The sequence below is a fragment of the Ferdinandcohnia salidurans genome, from assembly GCF_042680725.1.
GTDB lineage: Bacteria > Bacillota > Bacilli > Bacillales > Bacillaceae_L > Ferdinandcohnia > Ferdinandcohnia salidurans.
This window is the reverse complement of the sequence record NZ_JBHUEK010000009.1, coordinates 20,957-45,110: the sequence shown is the minus strand read 5'-3', so window position 1 is coordinate 45,110 and position 24,154 is coordinate 20,957. Positions and strand designations below refer to the sequence as shown.

The window sequence follows — 24,154 nt, the reverse complement described above, 5'->3', positions numbered from 1 at the left end:
CCTCTCCCTATTTGTCGAAGGATAAAAAGTCATAAGGAAGAAGGATTTTATCATCCAAATTATAAAGCTCTTCCGTTTTCGTTGATTCCTTTAGTTTGTTCATTTCTCGTTGAAGTTTTTCCATTTTTTTATCTAATTGCGCTGCTGTTACAGCTGCTTCCTTTAATTCATCCTTCATATGCTGAGGGATTTCTTTATTGTATTTATAGTAAATTTTGTGCTCCAAGCTTGCCCAGAAATCCATGGCGATGGTTCGGATTTGGATTTCAACAAAAATATGCTCTTCACGGTCTGACATAAAAATTGGAATCTGCACAATTAAATGTAGACTTTGATATCCATTTGGTTTTGGATTTTCAATGTAATCCTTGCACTCGATTAAGGTAACGTCCTTTTGCTTTTGTAGCATTTCACTGATTTTATAAATATCGGAAATGTAGGCGCATGTGATCCGAATCCCCGCAATGTCACGGATATTTTCTGTGATGGACTCAAAACTATAGTCATATCCCTTGCGTTGGATTTTATTCAATATACTTTCTGGTGATTTCAGTCGAGATGATACATGCTCAATTGGGTTGTAATCATGTATATATTTAAACTCCTGTTTTAAAATATTGATTTTGGTCATCATTTCTTCAAGCGCAAACTTGTATGACATCATAAATCGTATCAGTTCTACTTTCATATCTTTAAACTGATTCATTCTAATTCCTATAGACATAATTCGTCTCCTTTAATGTGAAGCTATTGGTCTCTTAATGATCGAAGCTTTGACACCAAGTGATTGCAGTTTTTTTGCAAGCTCTCGTAGTTTCATATGGTTCAATTCATTTTTAGGTTCTGACTTTATCATGACATCATGTCACCTCACAATTTCATTGTAGATGACACCATGTCACAAGTCAATTAATTATGACACAATGTCACACTATGTTCACATCCATAGAAAAAGCCTTCCTCATTTAAGAGAAAGGCCTAAACCGTTACAAAGCGGTACTTGTTTTTTCCACAACAGGCTTCTGTGCATTCAATTCCGGGTGAGCTTTTCTCACAACACTTGGTCTTGCTAGAACAAGGATCACTCCGATTAAAATAACAGCTGATGTGATGAGAATATATTGGCCAGGCAATACATCGTATAAGTAACCAAATATAATCATTCCAAGTGGCATTAAGGCAACAGCCATTGATTCTAAAATCGAGAATACGCGCCCTTTGAAGTCATCATCAATCATTTTTTGCATCATGACTTGAATCGGTGTATTTACAACAATAATCATCGAACCGAACGTAAACATCGCTACAAAATAATACACAAACACTGACCAATACGATAAGGAAATCAGTAATGGAACAGCCATAGCCCCCATAATGACCCCTAATCCTACGATTCCACGCTTTGAAACAAGGAATGGAAATTTCACTTCTTTTCGAATCGAGAAGTAAATCGAGAATAACAGCATCCCTATCGCAAAGGCCCCTTGTGTAAAGCCAAAATGTTGTGATTCCAGCTTTAATTTTTCAATTAGGATAAATGAGTATCCGACCTCAAAAGCACCGAAAAGGAAGTTGATTATTAATGAAATCCAGATCATCGTCATTAGTACCTGTTTTGTTTTTAAATAGGTAATACCTGCTTTAATGCTTTCCCACATTGTCTCCTTCTGTTCCGATTCTTCTTTCGCCTTGCGGTTTGAGAACAGATTGAAATTCATTGTGGATTCTAGTAAAACCGCAATGATAGAAGCTACGATATACATTCCTAAGAATAATTCCATCGATACTGTACCATATAACAGTCCACCCACCGCCGGGCTACCAATGGCTGCAAAAGACATTGAAATCTGGTTCAGTGACATTGCTCTTTGGATACGATTTTCATCCACCAAACCGGTAATCGAAGATGTAAAGGTTACACCAGTAAATGAGGTTGCAATTGATAATACGACGGTTGTTGTGTAAATCGCAATCAGCGATAAACCATAGGTCATGCTAACAAAAAGCAGTCCGATAATGGCTAATGTCGTAACGAGCTGTGAAATAATTACGATTTTTTTCCGAGAATATTTGTCTGCTGCATATCCTGCTAGCGGTGCTACAAGTGCCCTCGGTAAAAGATTACAGATTAGATTTGTCGCAAAGCTTGTTGCTGATCCTGTTAGTTGAAGTATATAAAAGCTGATTGCAAATGCGTATACTTGTGCGCCGAATGAGGAAATGATTTTACTAATTGTGAACGTAAACAAATGATAAGATGCCCTTTTAAGCTTTTGTTGTTCAGTCATGCTAATTCCTCCAATTTTGGAAAAGTTTAATTTGATTAAACAAATCATATCATCATATTACTTTCTTTTCAACAAAAAGTTTAATATAATTAAACAAACCAGAAAAGTGCAAGGCACCCGCTTATCGGCGACAAGCATAAGACAAGCGCTGACAGAAGGTGCATTTTACCTTCAGAAGCGATTGGCTTAGACCAGAGAGCCGATGGTGCCTGGAACTAGACAATAATAAATAAAAATAGGGAGAGTGCCTATTTCTCATGCTAGGTGAACGCATACGTAAATTACGTAAACAGAAGAAATTAACATTAGAAGAACTTGCAGGTACAAAACTGACAAAAGGCATGCTCAGCCTAATTGAAAATAATAAAGCAAATCCATCCATGGAGAGCTTAACCTATATTGCAGAGAGACTAGAAGTTGATTTGTCACAGCTTTTAAACGAAGTCAATTTCGATGAGCTACAAGACATTTTGGATCAAGCGGAAAAAGTTTTCATTCTGGATTCTAGCCAGAATCAGGATAAATACAAAAAACTGATTCCCCTTATTGAGCCGGTTGTTCCTCAACTTAATCAGGGATATGTAGCGGCAAGATTACTGGAATTGTACGGATATAGTCTGTATTGGGAGAAGCATGGGGATTGGAAACAGCCACTTGAGCAGGCTGCAAACTTATATGACCAAATGAATGTGACCCAAAAAAGAACAAGCATTGGCGTTTTTCGAGGGCTTGTTCATTTCTTGGATTATAACTATGATGAAGCACTAGCGACCATCCTACAAGAACGGAAGGAAATTGAAAAGAATCATGTTTTTATTGATCCCGTTTCTCGATTAGACCTTGATTATCAAGAAGCAATCCTTTACTTTGCAGTTGGCGATATTAAATCGGCCAAGCGTGTGATGGATGAAGCGATTACCTTTTCACAAAAGAATAAGATCTTTTATTTAATTGATGATTTATACAGGCTTGCTGCCGCATATGCCATGATGGCTGAAGATCACGACTTACATGAATACTATTTGACCAAGTTAAAGCAGTATGCTGAGTTTTCTGATGATAAAATGTCGAAGATGACATCGCAGCTTTTTTATATTGAATCGCTTAATACGGTTAAGCATGATTACAAAACAGCCCTTGAAATCATTGATAACTATGTCACAGATCCGGAATTTAATCATCAGTTCAATGAGTGGTTTTATCTCGAAAAAGGAAAAGCCTTACGTGGACTTGGGCATTACGAAGAGGCGATTGAATATTTTGATCAGGTTAAGATCCCTGAATACCATCGTCACCCTTTTGACCTCTCACAATTTTATTTAAAAGAAACCTACAAAGCACTCTGCTGTGTCGAGCTCGGCAAGCTTGATGAAGCCATATCTGCAGCAAAGAAAGCGGTAGAGTTGTTTGACCACCTACCTGATTCACCTTATAAAGAATATAGTTTGAAAACGTATGAACAAATAAAAGAAACAAGGGCTCGTTTCTGAGGGTAACAACTTTACCCTCAGGAAATAAAAAGTACTTTTATTTAAACCCGAATTTTTGATATTATACATAGAGGAAAATGCAAAGCATGAATAGAAACAGGTGAATAAATTGGATTATCAAGTTTTACTTTATTACAAATACATCGAAATTGATGACCCGCAGGCTTTTAGAGACCAACATTTTGAATTTTGTTCTTCCCTTGGTTTGAAAGGCAGAATTCTTGTTGCGACAGAGGGTATCAATGGTATTGTGTCAGGTACGGTGGAGCAAACGGAAAAATACATGGAGTTTATGCGAAGCGATGTCCGCTTTTCGGATATGGTTTTCAAAATGGAGAAAAGCGAAGGACATGCTTTTAAAAAGCTCAAAATAAAGGTGAAACCAGAGATTGTGAATTTAAGTCTGGATGAAGACTTAAATCCTAATGAAATAACTGGTAAGCATCTTTCACCAAAGGAATTCCTTGAAACGTTGAAACAAGACGATGTCATCATTCTTGATGCGCGTAATACGTATGAGTACGATCTTGGTCACTTTAGAGGGGCCATTCGACCAGATATCGAAACCTTTCGGGAGTTGCCAAAATGGGTCGAAGAAAATTTAAGCGAACATAAGGATAAGAAAATTTTAACCTATTGTACAGGAGGAATTCGTTGTGAAAAATTCTCTGGATTCCTTGTAAATGAAGGCTTCAAGGATGTTTCTCAGCTTGAAGGTGGCATTATTACGTACGGATATGATCCAGAGGTAAAAGGTGCGCTTTGGGACGGAAAATGCTATGTGTTTGATGAACGCATTTCTGTACCAGTCAATCGAACTGGCGAGGAAACAGTGGTTGGAAAATGTCATCACTGTGGGAAACCAGAAGAACGTTACGTAAAATGCGGAAATCCAGAGTGCAACAAGCATCTCCTGTTATGTGAGGACTGTGAACATGAACACTACAGATCTTGTAGCCAAGAATGTAAAGACCACCCACATAATCGCTATGTGAAGGAACATCAATTGGTGTAAATATAGCTAAAAAAACGCTTTGAGTTCAAAAAACTCCGAGCGTTTTTTAAGTCTTATTTTGATATTACATTTTGAGTAGAAGCTAACTCCCTAATTTACTTAAATCAAATAAAGAAAATCGACCAATTACTTCATAACCGTTTCCTCTCCCTTTAGGTTTTACAATGACTGTCCCCATATTTGATATTTCACCTAAACCAATTCCTTCGGGGAAACTGTGGGCAATGATCATATTATTTCTTCCCCCTGCTGGCTTTGATTCTAAAACTGACTGAAGACTATTCAGTATTCTTTGTTTGTCTCCACTTGGTACATTTCCACTCAACCGATATACATCAAACCAAAATGGATTAACTTGAACATTTCCACTTCCAAATGCTAACTGTCCAGTTTCAATCGTCCTACAAAAAGGACTTGTTTCAACTGGGTAATTAAACGGTATTCGGAGGTATCTGAGAATTTCGCCATAGTAAATAGCTTGTCTTCGTCCTCTTTCAGAGAGACCTTTTTGAGTTAAACAGTTTTGAAAATTTAAATTGGGTAAATCCATTCCAACAGTTGCTTCCCCATGCCTCGCATAAAAGATAAATCCACCTTTTCTAAGGGAATCAAGTAAGGATCTCTTCAAACCACCCTTCCCCCTTCTAAGTCATTTTTTGGTTTATTGCTAATGTATGCTAAGCTATTCAACATCGGTCATTAACCAATAAAAAAACAACCGGTATAATAAGACCTTTTACCGGTTGTTTTTCAGACATTTTTCATCACCATTTTGCTATTTTTTCTATCTCTTCCGAAGCATAAACCACTTTCCCTTGTTCTTTTTCCTGAGCCACTTTGGACATCGCTTTTGCTACTGTTTTTCCTTCGATTGCCCTATATTTTTGAAGGGGACCAGTAAAGATAAACTTTAAGCCTTTAAACAAGACAGCCGCCATTTCCTCTCCAAGACGAAATTCGCCTCTGTTTCCAAGTAGAAGTGACGGACGAAAAATAGAAAGGTGTTCAAAGTTAAGTTGACGAACCTTCTCTTCAAGCTCTCCCTTCATTCTGGGATAAAAAAGTTTCGCATTACGGTCTGCATTCATTGAACTAACCACTAAATAATGTTTTGCGCCAGCCTCTTTTGCAATCCGACCAATTTCAACTGGATAATCTACATCTACTTTGTACATAGCTTCTTGGGTCTTCGCCTTTTTAATGGTAGTGCCTAAACATACAAACACATCATTCACTGCGAAATATTGTTTATATTCATTAAGACGATCGAAATCGACGATTACTTCTTTTAATTTTGGATGATTCATCTTAAGTGGATTTCGAACTAGAACATACACCTGTTTATATTCAGATGTCTCTAGCAATTTATGTAGTAGTTCATTCCCAATTAAACCAGTAGCCCCAGCAATAAGTGCCGTCTTCTCTTTCACTTTGCCAACTTCCTTTCGCATAAAGAAACGCTCATTTCCCTTCAAGTATACCCATTTTTATTTCGTTTGGCATGTTACTAATCTGTTGTAGGACTTTCTTACGAAAAAAGTATAGTTTTATAGAGATGATAATGGTAAAATTAGGAAACAAGTACCATGTTTCATTCTTTTTCATCTAATTTTACCAAAATTTTCACTCAATTAGACACAAAAGTAGTTTCATCTGTATTATAATAGAATCAATACTATTATCTAACTATTTACTATATTGTAAATTTTTATTACTTGAAGGTGAACCATGGAAATTACTAAGCACATTTTGTTTAACCTTGCATTATTAATCATTCTTTCATTTATAGGTTTAATTTGGTTTGAACGAAAACGAAATCTTACACTTTCAAAGTGGGAAGCGTACATAGGGTTGGTTGCGCTTATTTTGACTTGCTTTATCGTATCATATCAACCTACCCCTTCTTACCATTTTGATCTTCGTCTTATTCCTGTATTAATAGGAGGGCTATATCTTGGAATTGGTCCGATCCTGTGTCTGACAGTTATTATTATAAGAGGGTTCTACGGCATTAATTTTGGTTTTTACGCGACAATTGCCCTTTATCTTCCATTGGCTTTTTGTTTGTGGAAGCTATACCCGTTGTTTTGGAAACAGAGTTCCAATAAGCGTGTGTGCATATCCGTGCTTTTGACCTTTGTTGTATCCGTCCTTACAGCGGCTGCACTTCAAATTTCAAAACCAAATGTTAATACTTTCGATGCTTGGTTTGCCTATATTGTCATTCCAGCGATTGGTTTAGGCATTTTATCTTACTTAACTGAGTTTTTTCGTAATAATATCCAATTGCGACAAACTATTGTAAAATCCGAGAAGCTCCACGCAGTCGAACAAATGGGAGCGGCGATTTCTCATGAAATCCGAAATCCTTTAACGGCAGCAATGGGATTTGTACAATTGTTGATGTCTAATACTCTACCAAGACATAAGCAAAAAGAATATTTGACGATTATAAAAGAAGAGTTGGCTTCTGCTGAACATGTTATTCAAGAATATCTATCTTTTTCAAAACCAGCATTAGATACGGTTGAACCCCTCCAAATCAAACGCGAATTGCAACAAGTGATATCTATTTTAAAGCCTACAGCAAACCAGCACTCGGTAGAAGTCATTACGAATTTTTCTTTGATAGGCTCGATGGAAGGCGACCGACAAAAGTTCCATCAATGCTTTATCAACGTCATGAAAAATGCGATTGAGGCAATGCCCGGTGGTGGAAGATTATATGTTGAAACCAGTTATGACCGATTCAATGTAAGCATTATCATACGTGACACAGGAATGGGTATGACTAAAGAACAAATTGAGCGACTTGGTGAACCTTATTACTCTACTAAAGGGCCAAAAGGAACAGGTCTTGGAATGATGGTCGTTTATAGTATTGTAAAAGCAATGAAAGGTACAATCAAAGTATCAAGTACTGTTGGCGAAGGAACTGAATTCACGTTTCAATTTCCATCTGTCCTTTCCACAAATGAACCCCACGCCTGAAAACGTGGGGATATCTTATGCAAATTCTAAAAAAGCTTTTCCTCTTTTTTTTGCCCTAATATCGCGTTTTATCGCCTCGTAAACTTCCTGTTTTGTTCCTTTCACTTCTTGTTTTTGTTCGGTAAGCAGACAGTATAGAAGCTTTAAATCTAATGCAGTCGTATCCTTCATAACTTTCGTTTTAGAGGTATTATCAATAAATGCGACAATCTCTACCGGTGTCCGAAACTCAGTATAATTCAATTTTGTTCCCACCAAATCACCGTACTTTTCTTGAAATAATGAGTCAATCATTTCAGAAAACGATGGCTTGATTTTCTTGCTAGAGCGTTTTTCTGTGTTAGCTTTTACGATTTCATCCTCAAGCGTGACATCACCGAAACGATGAAAAATCTCAATTACTTTCTCAATTTCCTTTATTTCCTTTTTTGGTAATTGAAGTGTTTCATAGATTGTTTTTAATTTTCCCAAATGATCTGCAACCTTTTGATAGGTAATGGTAGTCATCTATTTCGTTCCTCCACTTATACAAGACTGTTAAAGATATTTGGTTCGATACAATATAATATTTCATCTGTCAACGCTGCATATTCGGAACGTTTCTTTCCTTCTGCAGTATCGCGTGCGATTGCTTCATAATGTTTAATTACCGTTTTGAAAAAGTAATTTCCCTTTTCAAATTCTGAGAGTATTGAATCAATATCTGCTTCTATTAATTCCCTTTTTAAATCATTTATCACATGATCATTGTTAACATTTGTCTTTTTCAGCGTTTCAAATATCCCTATTAATTTAGGTTTCTCCCCAAATAATAACTTTGCTACCATCGCTTTTTGATGGTCTACACAATGGGTCTTGTAAATTCTTTCAACTATTTTGATATAATGGCTTACCCCGCGAATACTCATTGTTTGAATAATCGACGGAATTAAATAATAATCTGATAGGAGAAATGCGCCTTGGGTAATCACATTGTTACTTGGTGGACAGTCAAATAATATATAATCATACTTACTTTCAAGCTGAGCCGTCTGGAAAAATTGCTGGAGCACAACAAGGTCTTCAAAATCATCTCTTAATCGTGAAGCAAGTTGATCGAGGCCACCATTTGTATAAAATAGATTAGATGGAATGAAGTGAATTTGTTCAGGGGTTTGTTTGATTAAATTTGTCGTATCAATGGAATACCTCAAATTAGGAAACGGTTTAAATTTCAACCACAAATCATAGACAAAGTTAAGGCTTTCATCGTTCTTAAGCTGTTCAAGGTTTCGATCAATTCTAGTAAGACAAATTTCACTCAGTGAGCATTGTGGGTCTAAATCAATTAATAGCACTTTCTTTTTTGCTTCTACTAGGTGAAGTGCAATCTGATAAATACTCGTAGTCTTGCCTACTCCCCCTTTGTAATTTCCAACAAAAACCTTTTTTCCTTCAGCCAATTGTTGACCCCCTAAGAAGTATTCATTTTAATGTATTAGCGAATGAGGAAAATATGCTTATTTTGCATTATCATAACCTTTTCTTATATTAATTTATAAAATATTTATAATTTTCTTATACCAAATATTACTATATGATAAAAGTAACAATCGCAATGGAGGAGAAAAAAATGGACATTAAATCAGATGTAAAAAAACAATTTGGGCGCAGTGCTGCCTCTTATGTAACGAGTGAAGGTCACCGAAAAGGTGGAGATTTACAAACATTGGTCGCATTGGCCGGTGCCACAGGAACAGAGCTAGCCCTTGATGTTGCTACTGGTGGCGGACATACTGCTAATGCCCTTGCTCCTCTTGTAGGAAAGGTTACAGCATTGGATCTAACACCAGAAATGTTAGCTGCTGCAGAGAAATTTATTAAAGGGAATGGCCATGAAAACGTTGAATTTGTTGAAGGCGATGCTGAAAAACTACCATTTTCAGATGAAACATTCGATATTGTATCTTGCCGGATCGCTCCTCACCATTTTCCTAACATTACAAGTTTCGTAAGCGAAGTATCACGTGTGTTAAAAACAGGTGGGCAGTTCTTGTTAGATGATAATGTTGTTCCTGAAAACAAGGAATTTGATGAATTTTATAATACCGTCGAAAAAAGAAGAGACTACAGTCATTTCCGTGCCTGGAAAAAGTCAGAATGGCTTCAAATGCTAGAAGATGAAGGTTTTGAAATCCAAGAACTCTATCGTTTTGACAAGCCATTTGATTTTGAAAGCTGGTGTAACCGCATGCATGTGTCAGACACCGAAAAGGCCGAACTGAACGACTATATGCTAAACTCTTCCGATAAGGTCAAACAGAAGTTTCGTATTCAAATAGAAAATAATACGATCATCTCCTTCCAAGGGGAAGCCGTTGTTTTAAAAGCTACAAAACTATAGGATAAAAGTGGGGAATTCCTCCACTTTCTTTTCATTTAGGAGGTCATCGTTTTGTTTAAAAATAAAGTTACTGAACTGTTAAAGATTGAACACCCGATTATCCAAGCTCCGATGGCTGGTGGAATTACAACTTCAGAATTAGTTGCGGCTGTCTCAAATGCTGGAGGCTTAGGAATGATAGGTGCCGGCTATATGACGCCCTTGCAACTAAAGGAACAAATTAAGGAAAATAGAAAGCTATCCTCCCATTCTTTTGGCGTTAATCTATTTGTTCCAACGCAATTTCATGCGAAAGAGAATGAAGTGAAATCAGCAAATCAATTACTCAACCCGATTCGTGAAAAATTGAACGTACCACCAAAAGAACATGTTGAAATCCCTTCATTTACGGATGCATTAAAAAAATTCAATGAGCAAATCAAAGTGATCATTGATGAAAAAGTTCCGATTTGTTCTTTTACATTTGGCCTTCCTTCTAAAGCTCTGATTGCCGAATTAAAACAACATCAAATGGTGTTAATGGGAACGGCAACATCTGTTAAAGAAGCCATTGTAGTCGAAGAATCAGGAATGGATCTAGTTGTTGTTCAAGGTAGTGAAGCAGGCGGACATCGTGGAGGATTTATGAATAACGGGCACGAGGGCTTAATCGGCTTAATGTCACTTATACCACAGGTGGCCGACAGTGTTAAGATACCTGTTATTGCCGCTGGTGGAATCATGGATAGCAGAGGTTTAATGGCCTCTATTTGCTTAGGCGCACAGGCGGTTCAAATGGGGACAGCTTTTTTGACCTGTATGGAAAGTGGGGCACATCCTGTACATAAAGATGCCATTCTAAATGCTTCTGATGACGAAACGGTCGTAACCCGTTCATTTTCTGGTAAATGGGCACGAGGACTCGTCAATCCCTTTATTGAAAACATGAAGGAACACGAAAATGACCTCCCTGAGTTTCCTGTTCAGAATTCACTGACCCAGGATATCCGGAAGGCCTCAAGTTCACAGAATAATAAGGACTTCATGTCGCTTTGGTCTGGACAAAGTCCAAGATTAGCAAAGAACCAAAGCGTTGCAAACTTAATAAAATCAATCATTTCCGAAGTGGAGGACATAAAATGTTAGTATTGTCCTCGGCTTCAGACACTGGCTTGCTTGTTCAACGGTGCCTTGTCCGAAGTTGACACAGCCGCTTCGGACACTGCTCCTAAAATCAGTTCTTTATGGCATAACAATGATTCAACGGTCCACTACCTTTTCCAAGATCAAGTCCCGCTTCTATTGCTCCCGTAATATATTGTTTTGCTTCCTGTATACTTGTTTTAATATCATGGCCTTTTGCTAAGTTACAAGCAATCGCTGATGAAAGCGTACAACCTGTGCCATGTGTGTTCGGGTTACTAATACGTTCTCCTGGGAACCATGTAAACTCGCCATTACTATATAATAGATCATCCGCTGTATCTTCAAGATGGCCACCTTTAATTAAAATGGCACCTTTATAGGTTTCGGACAATTTTTGGGCAGCCACTTGCATGTCTTCCTTCGAGGTAATCTCCATCTCGCCAAGCGCCTCAGCCTCATGAATGTTTGGTGTAATAATCGTAGCTAGCGGAATTAATTGACTAATCAAGGCGTCCATTGCCGATTCACTCAAAAGTCTACTTCCACTTGTTGATATCATGACTGGATCGACTACTATATTTGAAGGCTTATATTCTTCTAATTTTTCCACGATTTTATGGATGATTTCAGGTGATGACACCATCCCAACTTTTACACTATCAGGAAAAATATCAGTCATGATGCAATCCAGCTGTTGCCCCACAAATTCAGGAGTCGAATCAAGAACTCCGTATACGCCAGTTGTATTTTGAGCAGTAAGAGCCGTAATGGCACTCATTGCATACATATTATGGGCAGTAATTGTTTTAATATCTGCCTGAATACCCGCTCCCCCACTACAATCAGAGCCAGCAATCGTCAATACCTTTTTCATTATCCTTCACTCCCTAACATCTTAGCTGAAAGCTCTTGTAATTCCTTTGTTGCAGCAAGGATATCGGACTGTGCAAAGATTGCCGATACTACCGCAACACCGTCTACCCCACTTCCAGTCAACTCTAAAATATTCGTTTTATTAATCCCACCAATTGCAACAATGGGAATCGAAACGCTCTTACAAATTTCTTGAACAGTTTCGAATGTCATCGGTTTCGCGTCTTTTTTTGTACCTGTTGGAAATACTGAACCAATTCCAAGATAATCTGCACCCGCTTTTTCAGCAGCAATCGCTTGTTCTACATTTTGAGCCGACACACCGAGAATTTTATTTGGCCCAATCATTTCACGTACCTTTTCAACCGGCATATCCTCTTGCCCAACATGCACACCATCTGCATCACAAGCTTGCGCAATTTCAACATTATCGTTAATAACAAAAGGAACATCATAGAAAGCCGTTAACATTTTAAGTTCAATAGCTTCTTGTAAAAAATGATCATACCCCAGATTTTTTTCTCTAAGTTGAAGGAATGTGATGCCACCTTTTAATGCTGTTTCCACTTGTTCAACTAAGGTTTGGCTGCCTGTCCAGGCACGGTCTGTTACTGCATATAGTTGCATACATTTTTTATCGATTTTCAATGTTCATACCACCTTGTAATTGTGTAAAATCTAGTTTACTCATCGCATCAATCAAGTACATACGGAATGATGAAGTTCCTGAGTTCGTTTCTTCTACTTTTTGATGGGCCAATTCACCGCAATATCCCATCGCACTCACCGCTGCGGCTGTACTGTTTAAAATGTCACCAGGATTCGCTCCACCATAAGCAGCTACAACAGAAGTAAGCATACAGCCTGTCCCTGTGATTTTTGACATCATTGGGTGACCGTTTCTGACCGCAAAAGCATCATCCGTATTCGCAACAATATCAATAGCACCTGTGATTGCAATGACTGCACCTGTTTGTTTACTTACCTGCTTTGCAAACTGAACCATTTCATCGAGATTACCTTCGTTGATGACGTCTTCTGCAGCTGCATCCACACCTTTTGTATTCCCACTACCTGCATGTACTGTTTTTATTTCCGATAAATTTCCTCTGATAACAGCAAATTGTACCTCATTTAAAAGTCGATAGACAGTATTGGTTCGTAAGCTAGACGCACCTGCTCCCACTGGATCCAAAATTACAGGATGCCCTAGTTTGTTTGCTGCTTTCCCTGCTAAAATCATAGATTCTATCGTTCTCTCATTTAAAGTACCGATATTAATCACAAGCGCATTGCAAATGCTTGTAATATCCGCCACTTCTTTCGGATCGTCCGCCATAATGGGTGAACCTCCACATGCAAGGACGATATTTGCCACATCATTAACCGTCACATAGTTTGTAATATTATGGACAAGCGGCGTATGTTGCCTAACGTTTTTTAAGATTTGCTCAAACATGGTTATCCTCCATTCAAATAAAAAATGCGGTATACCTGAAAATAGATATACCGCATGAATCGTCATACTTACACACATTCCCTACGTTGGCATTATCCAAATCAGGTAAAGGGTCAAAGCTACATTTCGCTTACTCTCAGCCCACAAGTGTGAGCTCCCCTACATTTATTCAATTTGAGTCTATTATAACAGAACCACGGGGACGGTTCTAGTGGCTCCCTCGAAAATCAGGGACCACAGGAACCGTCCCTATGGTTCTTAATGCAACATATTGTCGTCTTTGTTGTCTATGTAAAGAGTCCCATCTTTCTGTAGTTCTGCGTAGAAGACTTCAGATACATCCGTCACTCCTGCATTTTTTAATTGTTGGTTTAGCCAGTTCGTATCTAAATTTAGTCTGGTAAGATTCACATTGTTTATCGTACCGTCTGATATAACCTCGGTAGAAATTGGGTACACAGAGGGGTTGCTCTGAACATGAGCATCTTCTTTTGTGAAAGGCATTTTATGTTCGTAGGGCATCACCGAAAGTTGTCCACTAGTTTCAAAAATGGCATAATGAACATCTTTAATTGAAAAGTACCCTTTTTGTCTTAATAATGAATTAAGAGCATCCATATCTAATCGAGTCGAACGAAGGGAATTCTCCATTACCTTTCCTTCTTTTATCACAATGATTGGTTCCCCTGTTGTTATTTTCCTTGCTTTTTTAAACTTTATATCAATAAAACCCATTGCAATTGTAAAAACACTCCACCCTATCAACGCTAATATTCCATTAGATATACTAAGATCTGAACTAAGCACAAAATTGGCTGCGATGGAACCAATTGCAATCGCCGAAACAAAATTAAAAAACGTCATTTGACTGATTTCTTTTCTTCCCATTATTCTTGCAAGTACAAACAACACCACAAAACCAAGAGCGATCCTTAGTATCACTTGTGAAGCATCCATCTAAAAAACTCCTTTTTCACTTGTTGAAATTTATTTTATCCCTAATAATGCGATTTAATGAATACACCTAATTTTAAAAAGAAGAATTGCTTTCGTCACCACAATAGTGTACGATACATAGTATAAATCAAATACTGTACATCATATAGTATTAAAAAATGAGGTGGGTGAATGAGTGATTTATTTAACTCATTAATGACTGAACTTAGAAGAGGAACGTTGACACTAGCTGTTTTGAGTCAATTACGAACCCCCCAATATGGATATTCCCTAGTCCAATTATTAGAGGGTTCAGGTATCGCCATTGACCAAAGTACGTTATATCCTTTGCTTCGCCGTCTGGAAAAACAGGAGTTGGTGACAAGCAGCTGGGATACATCTGAAAGCAGACCACGTAAGTATTATGTCTTAAGTGAGTTCGGTCTTGAAATCTTTTTACAATTAAAAAAGGAATGGATTCAAAATTCGAAAGAGCTATATAGATTATTAGAGGGAGAGGAAGATTATGAATCTGATTGATATCTACGTTCAGGAAGTCACTCGAAGACTGCCTGAAAAAAATCGGAAGGATATTGCACTTGAGTTACGGTCGACCATCGAGGATATGCTGCCTGACGATTACAATGAAGAAGATGTAAAAACCGCGCTAGAAAAATTAGGGAGCCCCGCAAAATTGGCGAGTGGGTATCTCGACCGGCCCATGCATCTTATTGGCCCACGTTATTTTGATGTGTATGTTACCTTATTAAAAATGATAATACCGATAGCAGCTGTGATCTCACTCATCGCAATCATCCCTGAGTATTTTCTTGGGCAACAAGATGAGGAAACTGTTATTAATATTGTACTAGAAATTGTCGGTTTCGGCATTTGGAGAATGGTTGAAGTATCGATACAAACATTCTTCTGGCTGACTATTGTGTTTGCCATTATAGAGAGAACCGATAAATCAAAAGATGACCAACCATTAACAGCAAGTCTAAAGAAATGGACTCCAGATGATTTAAAAAATATCACGTATATCCCTAAGAAGAAGGCCATTCCCAAGTTTGAGGTATTCGGTGGACTACTATGGACGGCTATCTGGGCAACTCTATATTTTAAAGCCAATCAGCTTTTAGGTATATACGAAGGCGGAAGTGATGGTCTTGAATTTGTGGTTCCAGCCCTAAACCAAGATGTTTTGTTACAGTTCTGGCCAATCGTTCTCGTTGTGATTGTTACAGAAATTGCACTTGCTATTTATAAATTAATCAAGGGACAATGGACGAAAGCCTTGGCCATTTCCAATACAGCCGTGGAACTAATTGGAGCCATTGTATTCATCGTTATATTCCTATATCCGAATATCATGAACCCTGGCTTTATCACCTATATGACCGAAGACCTTTTCACTATGAACCCAGATCACTTTAACTCTAGAATGATTATTGGTGTGATTACTATTCTCTTAGTATCTGCGGCTATCAGTATTTATGATGGATTCCGTAAATCCCGTATTCAATAACTTGTGTTTAGCCAAACTCCCGGTTGGATTAGTTGTCCTATTCTTTTTCTCAATTGCATATAGATGAGTAATAGATATGGAACAAAGGAGTTTGGTGACCTTGAATAAATTTTTGATCGCAATCGGGATTCTAGCTATTATATTTGTGACCGGTGTAATTGAATCAGATGATGTCTATGAATACAAAAATGCAATCTCTGTATCTGGTATGTCTTCTGACGAAGAAGTGACGGCAAACCCGGAAGAGGATACTTCAGACGAGGAACTAATGCCAGAATTGGAAATGCAGTATGTTGACACAGAAATTGTCGATGGAAATAAAGTTGAAATCTACCGAGAATATGAGATTTATCGCAATGATGCGAACGAAGTAATTAAAAGAGTTCCCACCGACAATTATGAGTATTTAGAGTACTGGAGATAAGGAAAAGGAGTTAAGTCCCATGTATAAGGCTTAACTCCTTTTTTTCTTAGCAACTTTCTACAAATCTTTTAAAAATACGCTTTGCAATCTCATCTCCATTGACCGCCAAACCTTCGGGATGCCATTGCACACCTAACACAAAAGAATGTCCCTTACTTTCGATTGCCTCGATGATTCCATCTGAAGCAACCCCTGAAACCTCAAGTGGATATGGTACATGGCGAACAGCCTGATGATGATACGTATTCACCTTAAACTCAGAAGTCCCTGCAATGGATTCTAGCAAACTCCCTCCCTTCGCTTTCACAAAATGAGCAAGATGATACCTTGTTGCCTTCTGGGAGTGCTGAAGAAGCACTGTTTCATGCTGATCATAAATATCCTGATACATATCCCCACCAAGCGCGATATTCAAAATCTGGATTCCGCGACATATCGCAAGGATTGGCTTATTTGCAGTTAACATCTCCTGAATGATAGCAGGCTCAATATGGTCTCTTCCAGGTGAAATCGTTCCGAGCTTCGGATGTGGCTCCTCTCCAAATAAGGTTGGGTCAATATCCCCTCCCCCTGTTAGAAGAAGCCCATCTAACTTACTGACAATCTGTGAAACATCTTCATCAATGCCAATTGGTAAAATAACCGGAATTCCTCCGGCTTCAATCACAGCTTGAATATAATCATTCGACAGCGTATGTTTATAATCCAACTCAACATGTGAGGTCACACCAATAATCGGTTTATTCATGTTGATTCCCCCTCATTATGAAATAATCTCACCCATCAGTTCAGCCAACGAATAAAGGGTAGTTCCATTTCGGCCTGTTGTCGTTTTCGCAGTTAGTAATGACTGTAAAATCGCTTCCTCCGTGGCGTCTGCTGTTGCTAAAAAGGCTTGATCCAGATCATCTTCGTGGATGACTTTTATGTTTTGTAGTTCCCCTTTATTTTCATGACTGATTGTGTTTGCGGTTGAGAAACCGATGAAAACATCCCCACTCCCATTACCAATAAAAGAACCTGTTCTACTAAGTCCCACCGATGCACGTTTGATGATTCTCTTTAATTGACGTGAAGTCACCGGCAAATCGGTTGCGATAATAATCATGATGGAGCCTTTGTCACCCGTTTCGCTTTTTGTCGGGAGCTTCGTCTTGATGATTGGCCCAACATGAATTCCGTTTAGGCGAAACTGATCAATCTCCCCAAAATTGGAAAGCACCAATACGCCTAAGGTGTATTTTCCATGAGGATATGTAAGGATGCGAGACGAAGAACCAATCCCCCCTTTTAGCCCAAAACATTTCATTCCTGCCCCTGCTCCGATACTGCCCTCTTCGAAATTGGTTGTTGCTGTTTCCAAGGCTTCCCGGACATTCATTTCTGTGATTGACTGTTTTCGGATATTATTTAAAAACATATCATTGCACTCGCCAATGACAGGATTTACCGTCCCGGTTGTATCACCGATTTCCTCATTTTGCTCAAGCATATACCCGATGAGGTGATTGGCGACACCCCCCACGCTTAGCGTATTTGTGAGCAGAATAGGTGTTTCAATCGTGCCTAGTTCATCGATTTGAAGAGTTCCCATCGTCTTTCCGAACCCATTCATAGCATATGAAGCAGCAACCACTTTATTGTTAAAAATATTTGTGTCATGCGGGATGATGGCCGTCACCCCTGTCTGGATATCCCCGTTTGATATGGTGGAGTGGCCGACTCTTACGCCTTTTACATCTGTAATTTTATTTAAAGCCCCTGTTGGTAAGTTGCCGATTTTTATCCCGTAATCTTTTAGTCTTTTTTTCATTTTTGTGTAACCCTTTCCGATTGGTATTTGTTATTAGTATAGGTTAGATGGGCGGGTTGAGTATAGGTGGGGAGGGATATTTTTGTTTTATGGAATTGAGTGATATGGTTTGGGGTGTTGCTGGTTCGCTGTTTCCTAATTTTATCCAGATACGGGCGTCTTTCGCGGTGTTGCTGGTTCGACGTTTCCTAATTCCATCCAGATACGGGCGTCTTTCGCGGTGTTGCTGGTTCGGTGTTCCCTAATTTTATCCAGATGCGGGCGTGTTTAGCGGTTTTGCTAGTTCGGTGTTTCCTAGTATTATCCAAATACAGGTGTCTTCCGCGGTGTTCCCCGAAGCATATCGGTGTTAGTACCGTCCTTCATCGGCTCCTAGTGCCAAGGCATCCACCGTGCGCCCTTCATATGGTTCGCATTCTCCTAATTCCATCCAGTTACGTGCGTCTTTCGCGGCTTTGCAGGTTCACATTCTCCTAATTTTATCCAAACAGTGACCTCTTTTGAGTGTTCAGTAGGTTATCTAGCTACACTTTTGGTCTTTGCGTTACTCTTTTCCTCTACTATTCTATCAATCGAGCACGTATCACTCGCTTACGGTCCCTATCCCCACTCCTAATCCAACAATCAGGCACGTATCCCACACTTACGTTCCCTTTTCCTACTCCCACTCCAACAATCGGGCACGATCTCACACTCACATTCCCCTCTCCCTCAATCCAATTAGTTGAAATGTTCTGTAGAATTCCTTTAGAATTGAACTATCGTTTAGACAATTTAGGAGGGGAAATTATGAAAGCGTTTGTACATTATAAAGTTCCTGGAATGGACGGAACATCCTATTCGGATATTGATGAAATTGAACCAAAACAAGGTGAGGTGAAGGTTAAGTTAAAGAGTGCTGGGCTCAATCACCGTGATTTATTTGTTTTACATAGACATAAAGAAACAGATCCGCCATTAGTAATTGGGTCGGATGGTGCTGGGATTGTTGAAGCGGTAGGTCCTGGTGTCGAAAGTGTTCAGGTCGGAGATGAAGTCATCCTCAATCCATCTTTAGGCTGGAAAGAAAAAAGTGATGCTCCACCTGAAGGTCATGAGATTCTTGGCTTACCCGATCACGGAACCTTTGCCGAAAAGATCACACTCTCTGCGGATAATGTTGGTCCAAAGCCAGCACATTTATCATGGGATGAAGCTGGTGTCTTATCTCTTGCAGCGATGACTGCCTATCGCGCCTTATTCACTCGTGCAAATGTAAAACCAACTGATACCGTCTTATTACCTGGAATCGGAAGTGGCGCCGTTACGTTCCTTTTACTATTCGCGAAAGCAATCGGGGCTCGTGTTATCGTTACTTCTCGCTCTGAAGCGAAACTAAAACAAGCGCTTGAATTAGGTGCTGATGTCGCGATCGATAGCAATGGCAACTGGAATGAGGCGTTAAATGGCGAAAAAGTAGATATCGTGGTTGAAACAGTTGGAGCAGCCACCTTCCATAAATCACTTGGACAGCTTCGAAAAGGTGGAAAAATGGTAACATTCGGTGCTTCTGCTGGTGATTCGGTGGATTTCAATCTTCGTGAATTCTTTTATGGTCAATATACATTACTTGGCTCCACCATGGCGAGTACAGAAGAGTTTAATGAGATGCTGCAATTTGTAAATCAACATAAAATTAAACCTGTCATTGATAAAGTGTACCCTATCGAAGAAACTAAAAAAGCAATGCAGCGTATTGATGAAGCTGAACAATTCGGAAAAATCGCGATAAAAATCGCAGAATAAAAAGGAAAGCGCAAGTCGCCTAAAGCTAGACAACCCGAACTGCACCTAAATAAAGGTGCAGTTTTTTCATCCAAAATAACCCGCTAATTTTTTCTTCATTTGCTCCTTGTTCTCAGCAAATTGCCTGTGTCGGTGCCCATTTCCACCTGATGTATGTGGAAATCCATAAACAACGCTATCTGGTGATACATAGCCATTTTCTGCAAGATGGTTAAACACTGCTGTCACATTAACCCCTAGAGGAATGATAAGTGGATTTTGGATACGTACTAATTCTTCTGTAAAACTATCCATAATATGCTTCTTTAACAGTTCTGTTTTTAACATCTTTGGAGTTGAGCCACTGTAGTTTTTACCCTTATAGAATACTGGATACCTAATAACAGAAGCGGTTTGAACAAGATGACTGGCAGACGTAAAAAGCTCGCTGGTAGATTCGATTTCGAGGTATGAGTGTAACCCAAGTTCATCGAGCATCCCAATCAGATTTTTCCTCATCGGCCCTTCAAAACTGGAATTCTTTTTCACCTCGTGTAGGAGTTGCTCATCAGAAAGGTCTCTGTTTTTTGGATCAAGGATTGTTGAATATGATTTTTTCATTTGATGTAGTCCTGGTGTGATTCCGACAATCATGACTTTTGCAGACTCATTCACATATTCAAATGGAGCATAGTAGATTTCGAGGTGCTTTTTTTCATCCTTGTCTAATAAAAATGTCTCGCTCTTTATGTCTTCTTCCCGATAGTCCATGGGCAAGGATAAAATTTTTTGTTTGTATGTTTCGAACTTTGAACCGGCTACGATTGCCACATGAAATCCTCCCTTAAGCTGTAAAAGGTATACCGGATTGGTATACCTTTAAGCTACTACATCTCGTTCATTTTTATATTTTTCGTATTGTTTTTCGTCCATTATTGTTTTTAACATTTGAACAACTTTCCAAACGTCCTCATAGGAATTATACAGGGGCACTGGTGCAAGTCGAATGATATTTGGAGCCCGAAAGTCTGGAATCGCTCCATTTTCTTTGAGCGCCTTACAAATTCGTGCTGCTTCCTTATGCTCAAGACTGACGTGACCGCCTCTAACAGAACTGTCACGTGGTGAGCCAATCGTGAATCCCATCCCTGTTAGTTCAGTATCGATCAGTTCAATTAAAAGATTAGTCAATCCAAGAGATTTGCTCCGAATATCGTCAATCCCTGCCTCAGCAAACATTTCAAGTGAACCAAGTAAAGGAGCCAAACTTAACACATGAGGAGTCCCAATTTGAAAGGCCCCTGCATTGCCTGCTGGTGTAAACGTATGCTCCATATCGAATTGCTTTTCTTTATTTGAACCAAACCACCCAGCTAAGCCCGGCAACACACCAAAATGCTTACGATTCACATACAATCCTGCAACCGCGCCAGGTCCACCATTAAGATGCTTATAATTGCACCAAAAGGCAAAATCAACATCCCATTCAGAAAAGGAGTGTGGAATGGCACCGATTGAATGACAGCTGTCAAACCCGATTATAATTCCGCGCTTATGTGCCTCATCAGTAAGACGCTTCATATCTAAAATTTGACCACTCCGATACAATACGCTTGGCAAAACAACCAAAGCCACCTCGTCGGTCATTGCAGCAATAATGTCATTTTCAGCTACGTAACGGCCCTCATGACTTTTTACCCGAATAAGATATTCTTCAGGATTAAGCCCATGAATTTGCAACTGACTTTGAAGGGCATAAATGTCAGATGGAAAATTTAGTTCATCCGCTACAATCTTTGTACGTATCCCGTTTGGCTTATAAAAGGTCGCAACTAATTGATGGAGATTCACCGTCGTGGAACCCGTTACCATTACTTCCTCAAGTGATGCACCAATAAGCGGAGCAAGTAGTTCGCTTGCCTGTTCAGACATATAAAACCAAGGTTGCCTCCCTTGTGTCCATCCATCAATCCCATATTCTTTCCAATCCTCTAATGAGCGAAGTAATGAACGTTCGGCCCGCTTTGATAAAAGCCCAAGTGAATTCCCATCCAGATAAATGGTATCTGGTTTTAGATAAAATTCATCACGGAACGTTGCTAACGGATCCTCTCTATCAAGCTTTTTTGCATGTTCTAAAAAATTCAAAACGTTTTCCCCCTTAAAAGAAATCGTACATATACGCAGGGCGATTCGGAATCATTTTTTCAAATGCTTCTATTTCGCTTTCTTCCCCTGCAATCATTCCAGCTGCGAAAAGTTCGTTCGGGCGTTGATGACCGAAGAGTGCCGTTGATAATGCATTAATCGAAAGTTTAATCGCTCCATCTGTTTCGTCGGTAATGCGAACTTCGCCATTTTTTATAAGGAATGTTTTTTCATTCCATGGTGCAAATGGGTCTGTGATTTGAAGCTTAATCGTCTCGTTTCCAGCAAATTTGTATTCTTGTAGAAATGACTCTACATCAACAATTCGCACCATAAAATACGGACTAACTTCACGTTTCACCGTCTTTTGTTTCTTTAGAGCGAAGAATAATGGTTCTTTTTCAAATGTAATCATTTCGAGCTCAGAAATCATTGAATCATGCTGACATATAAAATTCCATAAGCCTTGTCTGGCCTCGACATTAACAGGGACAAATTCCTCAACCGTCATCTTACTGTCCTTAATTTCATAAAGGACATAACCAGTTGGCTTATTTGCTGGATCGTAATAAACCGCAATATTCAGATCATCAACCACGTTTTTCCACCAATCGTCCTCCCGAACAAGCATCCCTGAGAATGTAGTTGCATACTGCGCATAGATCTGTTTAAGCTCTTCCAGATTGGCGTTTTCAAATTGATAACGCGTGATTTTACCATTTGCAGGTTCAAACATAGTCAAATCAGCTTGTTTATGAAGCGTTTTAAGGCGATTGCTAAATAGTTCCCAGCCATATTTTCGGTAAAAATTCACATCAAATGGATGCAACATCGAAACGGTAAATCCCTCTGTCTTCATAGTTTCAAGCGCATACGTAAGCAATTCCTTTACATACCCTCTTCTTCGGTATTCCGGATACGTCGCAACACCTGCTATTCCACCCATTTTAAACGATTGATCCCCCACATATGTGGTGAGTGGTATGAGATGTAACTTTGCAGCTAACCTATCATTTTCATAGATTCCATAAATTTGATGTTTTTTCAGTTTTTTAGGTACCTCATCAAGCTGTTGTTCTGAAAGCTTATATGTAAATGCATACTCTGATAAACGCACAGAATCTAAAAATTGCTCTTCTGTAAGTCTTTCGATTGTCATGGCCTATCAACTCCTATTTAGAAAAGAATCAATCCTATTTTTGGACCAATACTAATATTTACTCGCAGCTAACTTCGTCTAGACTAAAGATATTCTTCGCTTCAAAAACAACAGTTCCACCTTTGTCCATACACGCTTCTGCTATCTGTGTGTTGATTTTGTGGTTATCTCTAATTTCTAGTATTCTTACAACCCCAAACGTTACAATCACAAGACTCCCAATGATTGCAATGAGGAGATTTCGTTTACTTTTACTCATCACTTCACCCCTTCTTTAGGGTAACATAGTTACCACATTTTTCAATTTACAAAATGAAGTTTCGCAATTTTTGTAAAATTATTTTTGTGGATTTTTCAGTTCATCGGGTGTAAGATAGTAACATTAACAATGGGGAGATGGTAGAAAATGAGGAAACGATTCGTTCTAGCCATCATCATGTTTGTTGCGATCATGTCTTTTTCAGCTACAATCGCACATTCCCATGCGTTTAAATCACCCGACATTCAAGAAAACACCGTAACCATTAGCAGTGTCTCGATCGACAATTTTTCTTCCAATGATGATGGTAAACCAAAAATTTCTTGGGTGCTTTTTTCAATCACATCGGGTTTTATCGTCCTTCGAGGTGTTTTTAAAAACATCGAAGTCAACAAAACCTTCCGAAAATTTATCTGGATAACACCCATTTTTTATCAATCCAATTATGTGGTAAAAGCTCTTTGATTTTTTACATCATTTTAAAAATCAAGGAGGAGAA

The 24,154-nt window shown here is 38.8% G+C and carries 26 protein-coding genes and 1 riboswitch; of the genes, 10 read left to right on the top strand and 16 right to left on the bottom strand.

What is annotated here, in order from left to right; all coding sequences use genetic code 11:
- Positions 1-7: 7 nt before the first annotated feature.
- Positions 8-724 carry a GTP pyrophosphokinase gene (locus ACFSFW_RS06920; protein WP_388036490.1) on the bottom strand — a complete coding sequence of 239 codons (717 nt, stop codon included), beginning with the start codon at positions 722-724 and terminating at the stop codon, positions 8-10.
- A gap of 262 nt (positions 725-986) precedes the next feature.
- Positions 987-2,288: an MFS transporter gene (locus tag ACFSFW_RS06915; RefSeq protein WP_304212526.1), complete on the bottom strand. Its 1,302-nt coding sequence runs from the start codon at positions 2,286-2,288 to the stop codon at positions 987-989.
- 257 nt (positions 2,289-2,545) lie between these two features.
- Here ACFSFW_RS06915 and ACFSFW_RS06910 point away from each other — a divergent pair, with 257 nt between their 5' ends.
- Together ACFSFW_RS06910 and trhO are read left to right on the top strand one after the other, a co-directional pair.
- The gene (locus ACFSFW_RS06910) at positions 2,546-3,778 is read left to right on the top strand and encodes a helix-turn-helix domain-containing protein (RefSeq protein WP_388036487.1); all 1,233 of its coding nucleotides are present in this window, start codon (positions 2,546-2,548) and stop codon (positions 3,776-3,778) included.
- Positions 3,779-3,887: 109 nt separating this feature from the next.
- Positions 3,888-4,793, top strand: a complete 906-nt coding sequence (trhO, locus tag ACFSFW_RS06905; protein WP_388036484.1) for an oxygen-dependent tRNA uridine(34) hydroxylase TrhO — start codon at positions 3,888-3,890, stop codon at positions 4,791-4,793.
- Between the two features lie 82 nt (positions 4,794-4,875).
- Here trhO and ACFSFW_RS06900 read toward each other — a convergent pair whose 3' ends face one another.
- Together ACFSFW_RS06900 and ACFSFW_RS06895 are read right to left on the bottom strand one after the other, a co-directional pair.
- On the bottom strand, positions 4,876-5,421 hold the full coding sequence (locus tag ACFSFW_RS06900) for a histidine phosphatase family protein (RefSeq protein ID WP_388036482.1): 546 nt from the start codon (positions 5,419-5,421) through the stop codon (positions 4,876-4,878).
- 136 nt (positions 5,422-5,557) lie between these two features.
- Entirely contained in the window at positions 5,558-6,223 is a 666-nt protein-coding gene (locus ACFSFW_RS06895; protein ID WP_388036479.1) for an oxidoreductase, read from the bottom strand.
- A 298-nt stretch (positions 6,224-6,521) separates the two neighbouring features.
- Here ACFSFW_RS06895 and ACFSFW_RS06890 point away from each other — a divergent pair, with 298 nt between their 5' ends.
- Positions 6,522-7,784: an ATP-binding protein gene (locus tag ACFSFW_RS06890; protein WP_388036476.1), complete on the top strand. Its 1,263-nt coding sequence runs from the start codon at positions 6,522-6,524 to the stop codon at positions 7,782-7,784.
- A 15-nt stretch (positions 7,785-7,799) separates the two neighbouring features.
- On the opposite strand, the gene ACFSFW_RS06885 is transcribed toward ACFSFW_RS06890, so the two are convergent.
- Both ACFSFW_RS06885 and ACFSFW_RS06880 read right to left on the bottom strand, forming a co-directional pair.
- On the bottom strand, positions 7,800-8,291 hold the full coding sequence (locus ACFSFW_RS06885; protein ID WP_388036473.1) for a hypothetical protein: 492 nt from the start codon (positions 8,289-8,291) through the stop codon (positions 7,800-7,802).
- 17 nt (positions 8,292-8,308) lie between these two features.
- Positions 8,309-9,226 (bottom strand): ParA family protein, encoded by a 918-nt coding sequence (locus ACFSFW_RS06880; protein ID WP_388036470.1) that lies wholly within the window; start codon positions 9,224-9,226, stop codon positions 8,309-8,311.
- A 170-nt stretch (positions 9,227-9,396) separates the two neighbouring features.
- Here ACFSFW_RS06880 and ACFSFW_RS06875 point away from each other — a divergent pair, with 170 nt between their 5' ends.
- Both ACFSFW_RS06875 and ACFSFW_RS06870 read left to right on the top strand, forming a co-directional pair.
- Positions 9,397-10,167 carry a class I SAM-dependent methyltransferase gene (locus ACFSFW_RS06875; RefSeq protein WP_304212550.1) on the top strand — a complete coding sequence of 257 codons (771 nt, stop codon included), beginning with the start codon at positions 9,397-9,399 and terminating at the stop codon, positions 10,165-10,167.
- Between the two features lie 51 nt (positions 10,168-10,218).
- Positions 10,219-11,292, top strand: a complete 1,074-nt coding sequence (locus ACFSFW_RS06870; RefSeq protein ID WP_388036466.1) for an NAD(P)H-dependent flavin oxidoreductase — start codon at positions 10,219-10,221, stop codon at positions 11,290-11,292.
- Positions 11,293-11,380: 88 nt separating this feature from the next.
- Here ACFSFW_RS06870 and thiD read toward each other — a convergent pair whose 3' ends face one another.
- The 4 genes from thiD to ACFSFW_RS06850 all read right to left on the bottom strand — a co-directional run bounded on the left by thiD (position 11,381) and on the right by ACFSFW_RS06850 (position 14,581).
- Positions 11,381-12,166, bottom strand: coding sequence for a bifunctional hydroxymethylpyrimidine kinase/phosphomethylpyrimidine kinase (gene thiD / locus ACFSFW_RS06865; protein ID WP_388036463.1), 786 nt, complete (start codon positions 12,164-12,166; stop codon positions 11,381-11,383).
- Complete coding sequence (thiE, locus tag ACFSFW_RS06860) at positions 12,166-12,813, bottom strand: thiamine phosphate synthase (protein WP_388036460.1); 648 nt, start codon at positions 12,811-12,813, stop codon at positions 12,166-12,168. Before thiE ends, thiD begins: the two co-directional genes overlap by 1 nt.
- Positions 12,800-13,624, bottom strand: a complete 825-nt coding sequence (gene thiM / locus ACFSFW_RS06855; RefSeq protein WP_388036457.1) for a hydroxyethylthiazole kinase — start codon at positions 13,622-13,624, stop codon at positions 12,800-12,802. The genes thiE and thiM overlap by 14 nt, the downstream gene beginning before the upstream one ends.
- A 61-nt stretch (positions 13,625-13,685) precedes the next feature.
- A riboswitch (TPP riboswitch) is annotated at positions 13,686-13,795 on the bottom strand.
- Positions 13,796-13,882: 87 nt separating this feature from the next.
- The gene (locus ACFSFW_RS06850) at positions 13,883-14,581 is read right to left on the bottom strand and encodes a YetF domain-containing protein (RefSeq protein ID WP_388036454.1); all 699 of its coding nucleotides are present in this window, start codon (positions 14,579-14,581) and stop codon (positions 13,883-13,885) included.
- Positions 14,582-14,752: 171 nt separating this feature from the next.
- Here ACFSFW_RS06850 and ACFSFW_RS06845 point away from each other — a divergent pair, with 171 nt between their 5' ends.
- The 3 genes from ACFSFW_RS06845 to ACFSFW_RS06835 all read left to right on the top strand — a co-directional run bounded on the left by ACFSFW_RS06845 (position 14,753) and on the right by ACFSFW_RS06835 (position 16,512).
- Positions 14,753-15,100: a PadR family transcriptional regulator gene (locus tag ACFSFW_RS06845; protein ID WP_099353797.1), complete on the top strand. Its 348-nt coding sequence runs from the start codon at positions 14,753-14,755 to the stop codon at positions 15,098-15,100.
- Entirely contained in the window at positions 15,087-16,088 is a 1,002-nt protein-coding gene (locus ACFSFW_RS06840; RefSeq protein ID WP_388036451.1) for an HAAS signaling domain-containing protein, read from the top strand. The genes ACFSFW_RS06845 and ACFSFW_RS06840 overlap by 14 nt, the downstream gene beginning before the upstream one ends.
- 100 nt (positions 16,089-16,188) lie before the next feature.
- A complete protein-coding gene (locus ACFSFW_RS06835; protein ID WP_388036449.1) occupies positions 16,189-16,512 on the top strand; it encodes a hypothetical protein in 324 nt (107 codons plus the stop codon).
- A gap of 46 nt (positions 16,513-16,558) precedes the next feature.
- Here the strand turns inward: ACFSFW_RS06835 and ACFSFW_RS06830 are convergent, their stop codons facing one another.
- Positions 16,559-17,260: a gamma-glutamyl-gamma-aminobutyrate hydrolase family protein gene (locus ACFSFW_RS06830; protein WP_388036446.1), complete on the bottom strand. Its 702-nt coding sequence runs from the start codon at positions 17,258-17,260 to the stop codon at positions 16,559-16,561.
- 15 nt (positions 17,261-17,275) lie between these two features.
- A complete protein-coding gene (locus ACFSFW_RS06825; RefSeq protein WP_388036443.1) occupies positions 17,276-18,325 on the bottom strand; it encodes a DmpA family aminopeptidase in 1,050 nt (349 codons plus the stop codon).
- A gap of 789 nt (positions 18,326-19,114) precedes the next feature.
- Here ACFSFW_RS06825 and ACFSFW_RS06820 point away from each other — a divergent pair.
- A complete protein-coding gene (locus ACFSFW_RS06820) occupies positions 19,115-20,110 on the top strand; it encodes a zinc-binding dehydrogenase (protein WP_388036441.1) in 996 nt (331 codons plus the stop codon).
- A 66-nt stretch (positions 20,111-20,176) separates the two neighbouring features.
- On the opposite strand, the gene ACFSFW_RS06815 is transcribed toward ACFSFW_RS06820, so the two are convergent.
- Genes ACFSFW_RS06815 through ACFSFW_RS06800 form a run of 4 tightly spaced genes read right to left on the bottom strand, consistent with a single transcriptional unit; the run spans position 20,177 to position 23,655 of the window.
- A complete protein-coding gene (locus tag ACFSFW_RS06815) occupies positions 20,177-20,920 on the bottom strand; it encodes a hypothetical protein (RefSeq protein ID WP_388036438.1) in 744 nt (247 codons plus the stop codon).
- Between the two features lie 48 nt (positions 20,921-20,968).
- The gene (gene kynU, locus ACFSFW_RS06810) at positions 20,969-22,237 is read right to left on the bottom strand and encodes a kynureninase (protein WP_388036435.1); all 1,269 of its coding nucleotides are present in this window, start codon (positions 22,235-22,237) and stop codon (positions 20,969-20,971) included.
- A gap of 13 nt (positions 22,238-22,250) precedes the next feature.
- Positions 22,251-23,396: a GNAT family N-acetyltransferase gene (locus ACFSFW_RS06805; RefSeq protein ID WP_304212591.1), complete on the bottom strand. Its 1,146-nt coding sequence runs from the start codon at positions 23,394-23,396 to the stop codon at positions 22,251-22,253.
- 58 nt (positions 23,397-23,454) lie between these two features.
- Positions 23,455-23,655 (bottom strand): hypothetical protein, encoded by a 201-nt coding sequence (locus tag ACFSFW_RS06800; RefSeq protein ID WP_304212593.1) that lies wholly within the window; start codon positions 23,653-23,655, stop codon positions 23,455-23,457.
- Between the two features lie 147 nt (positions 23,656-23,802).
- On the opposite strand from ACFSFW_RS06800, the gene ACFSFW_RS06795 reads away from it, so the two are divergent.
- Complete coding sequence (locus tag ACFSFW_RS06795) at positions 23,803-24,120, top strand: hypothetical protein (RefSeq protein WP_388036431.1); 318 nt, start codon at positions 23,803-23,805, stop codon at positions 24,118-24,120.
- Positions 24,121-24,154 lie beyond the last annotated feature (34 nt).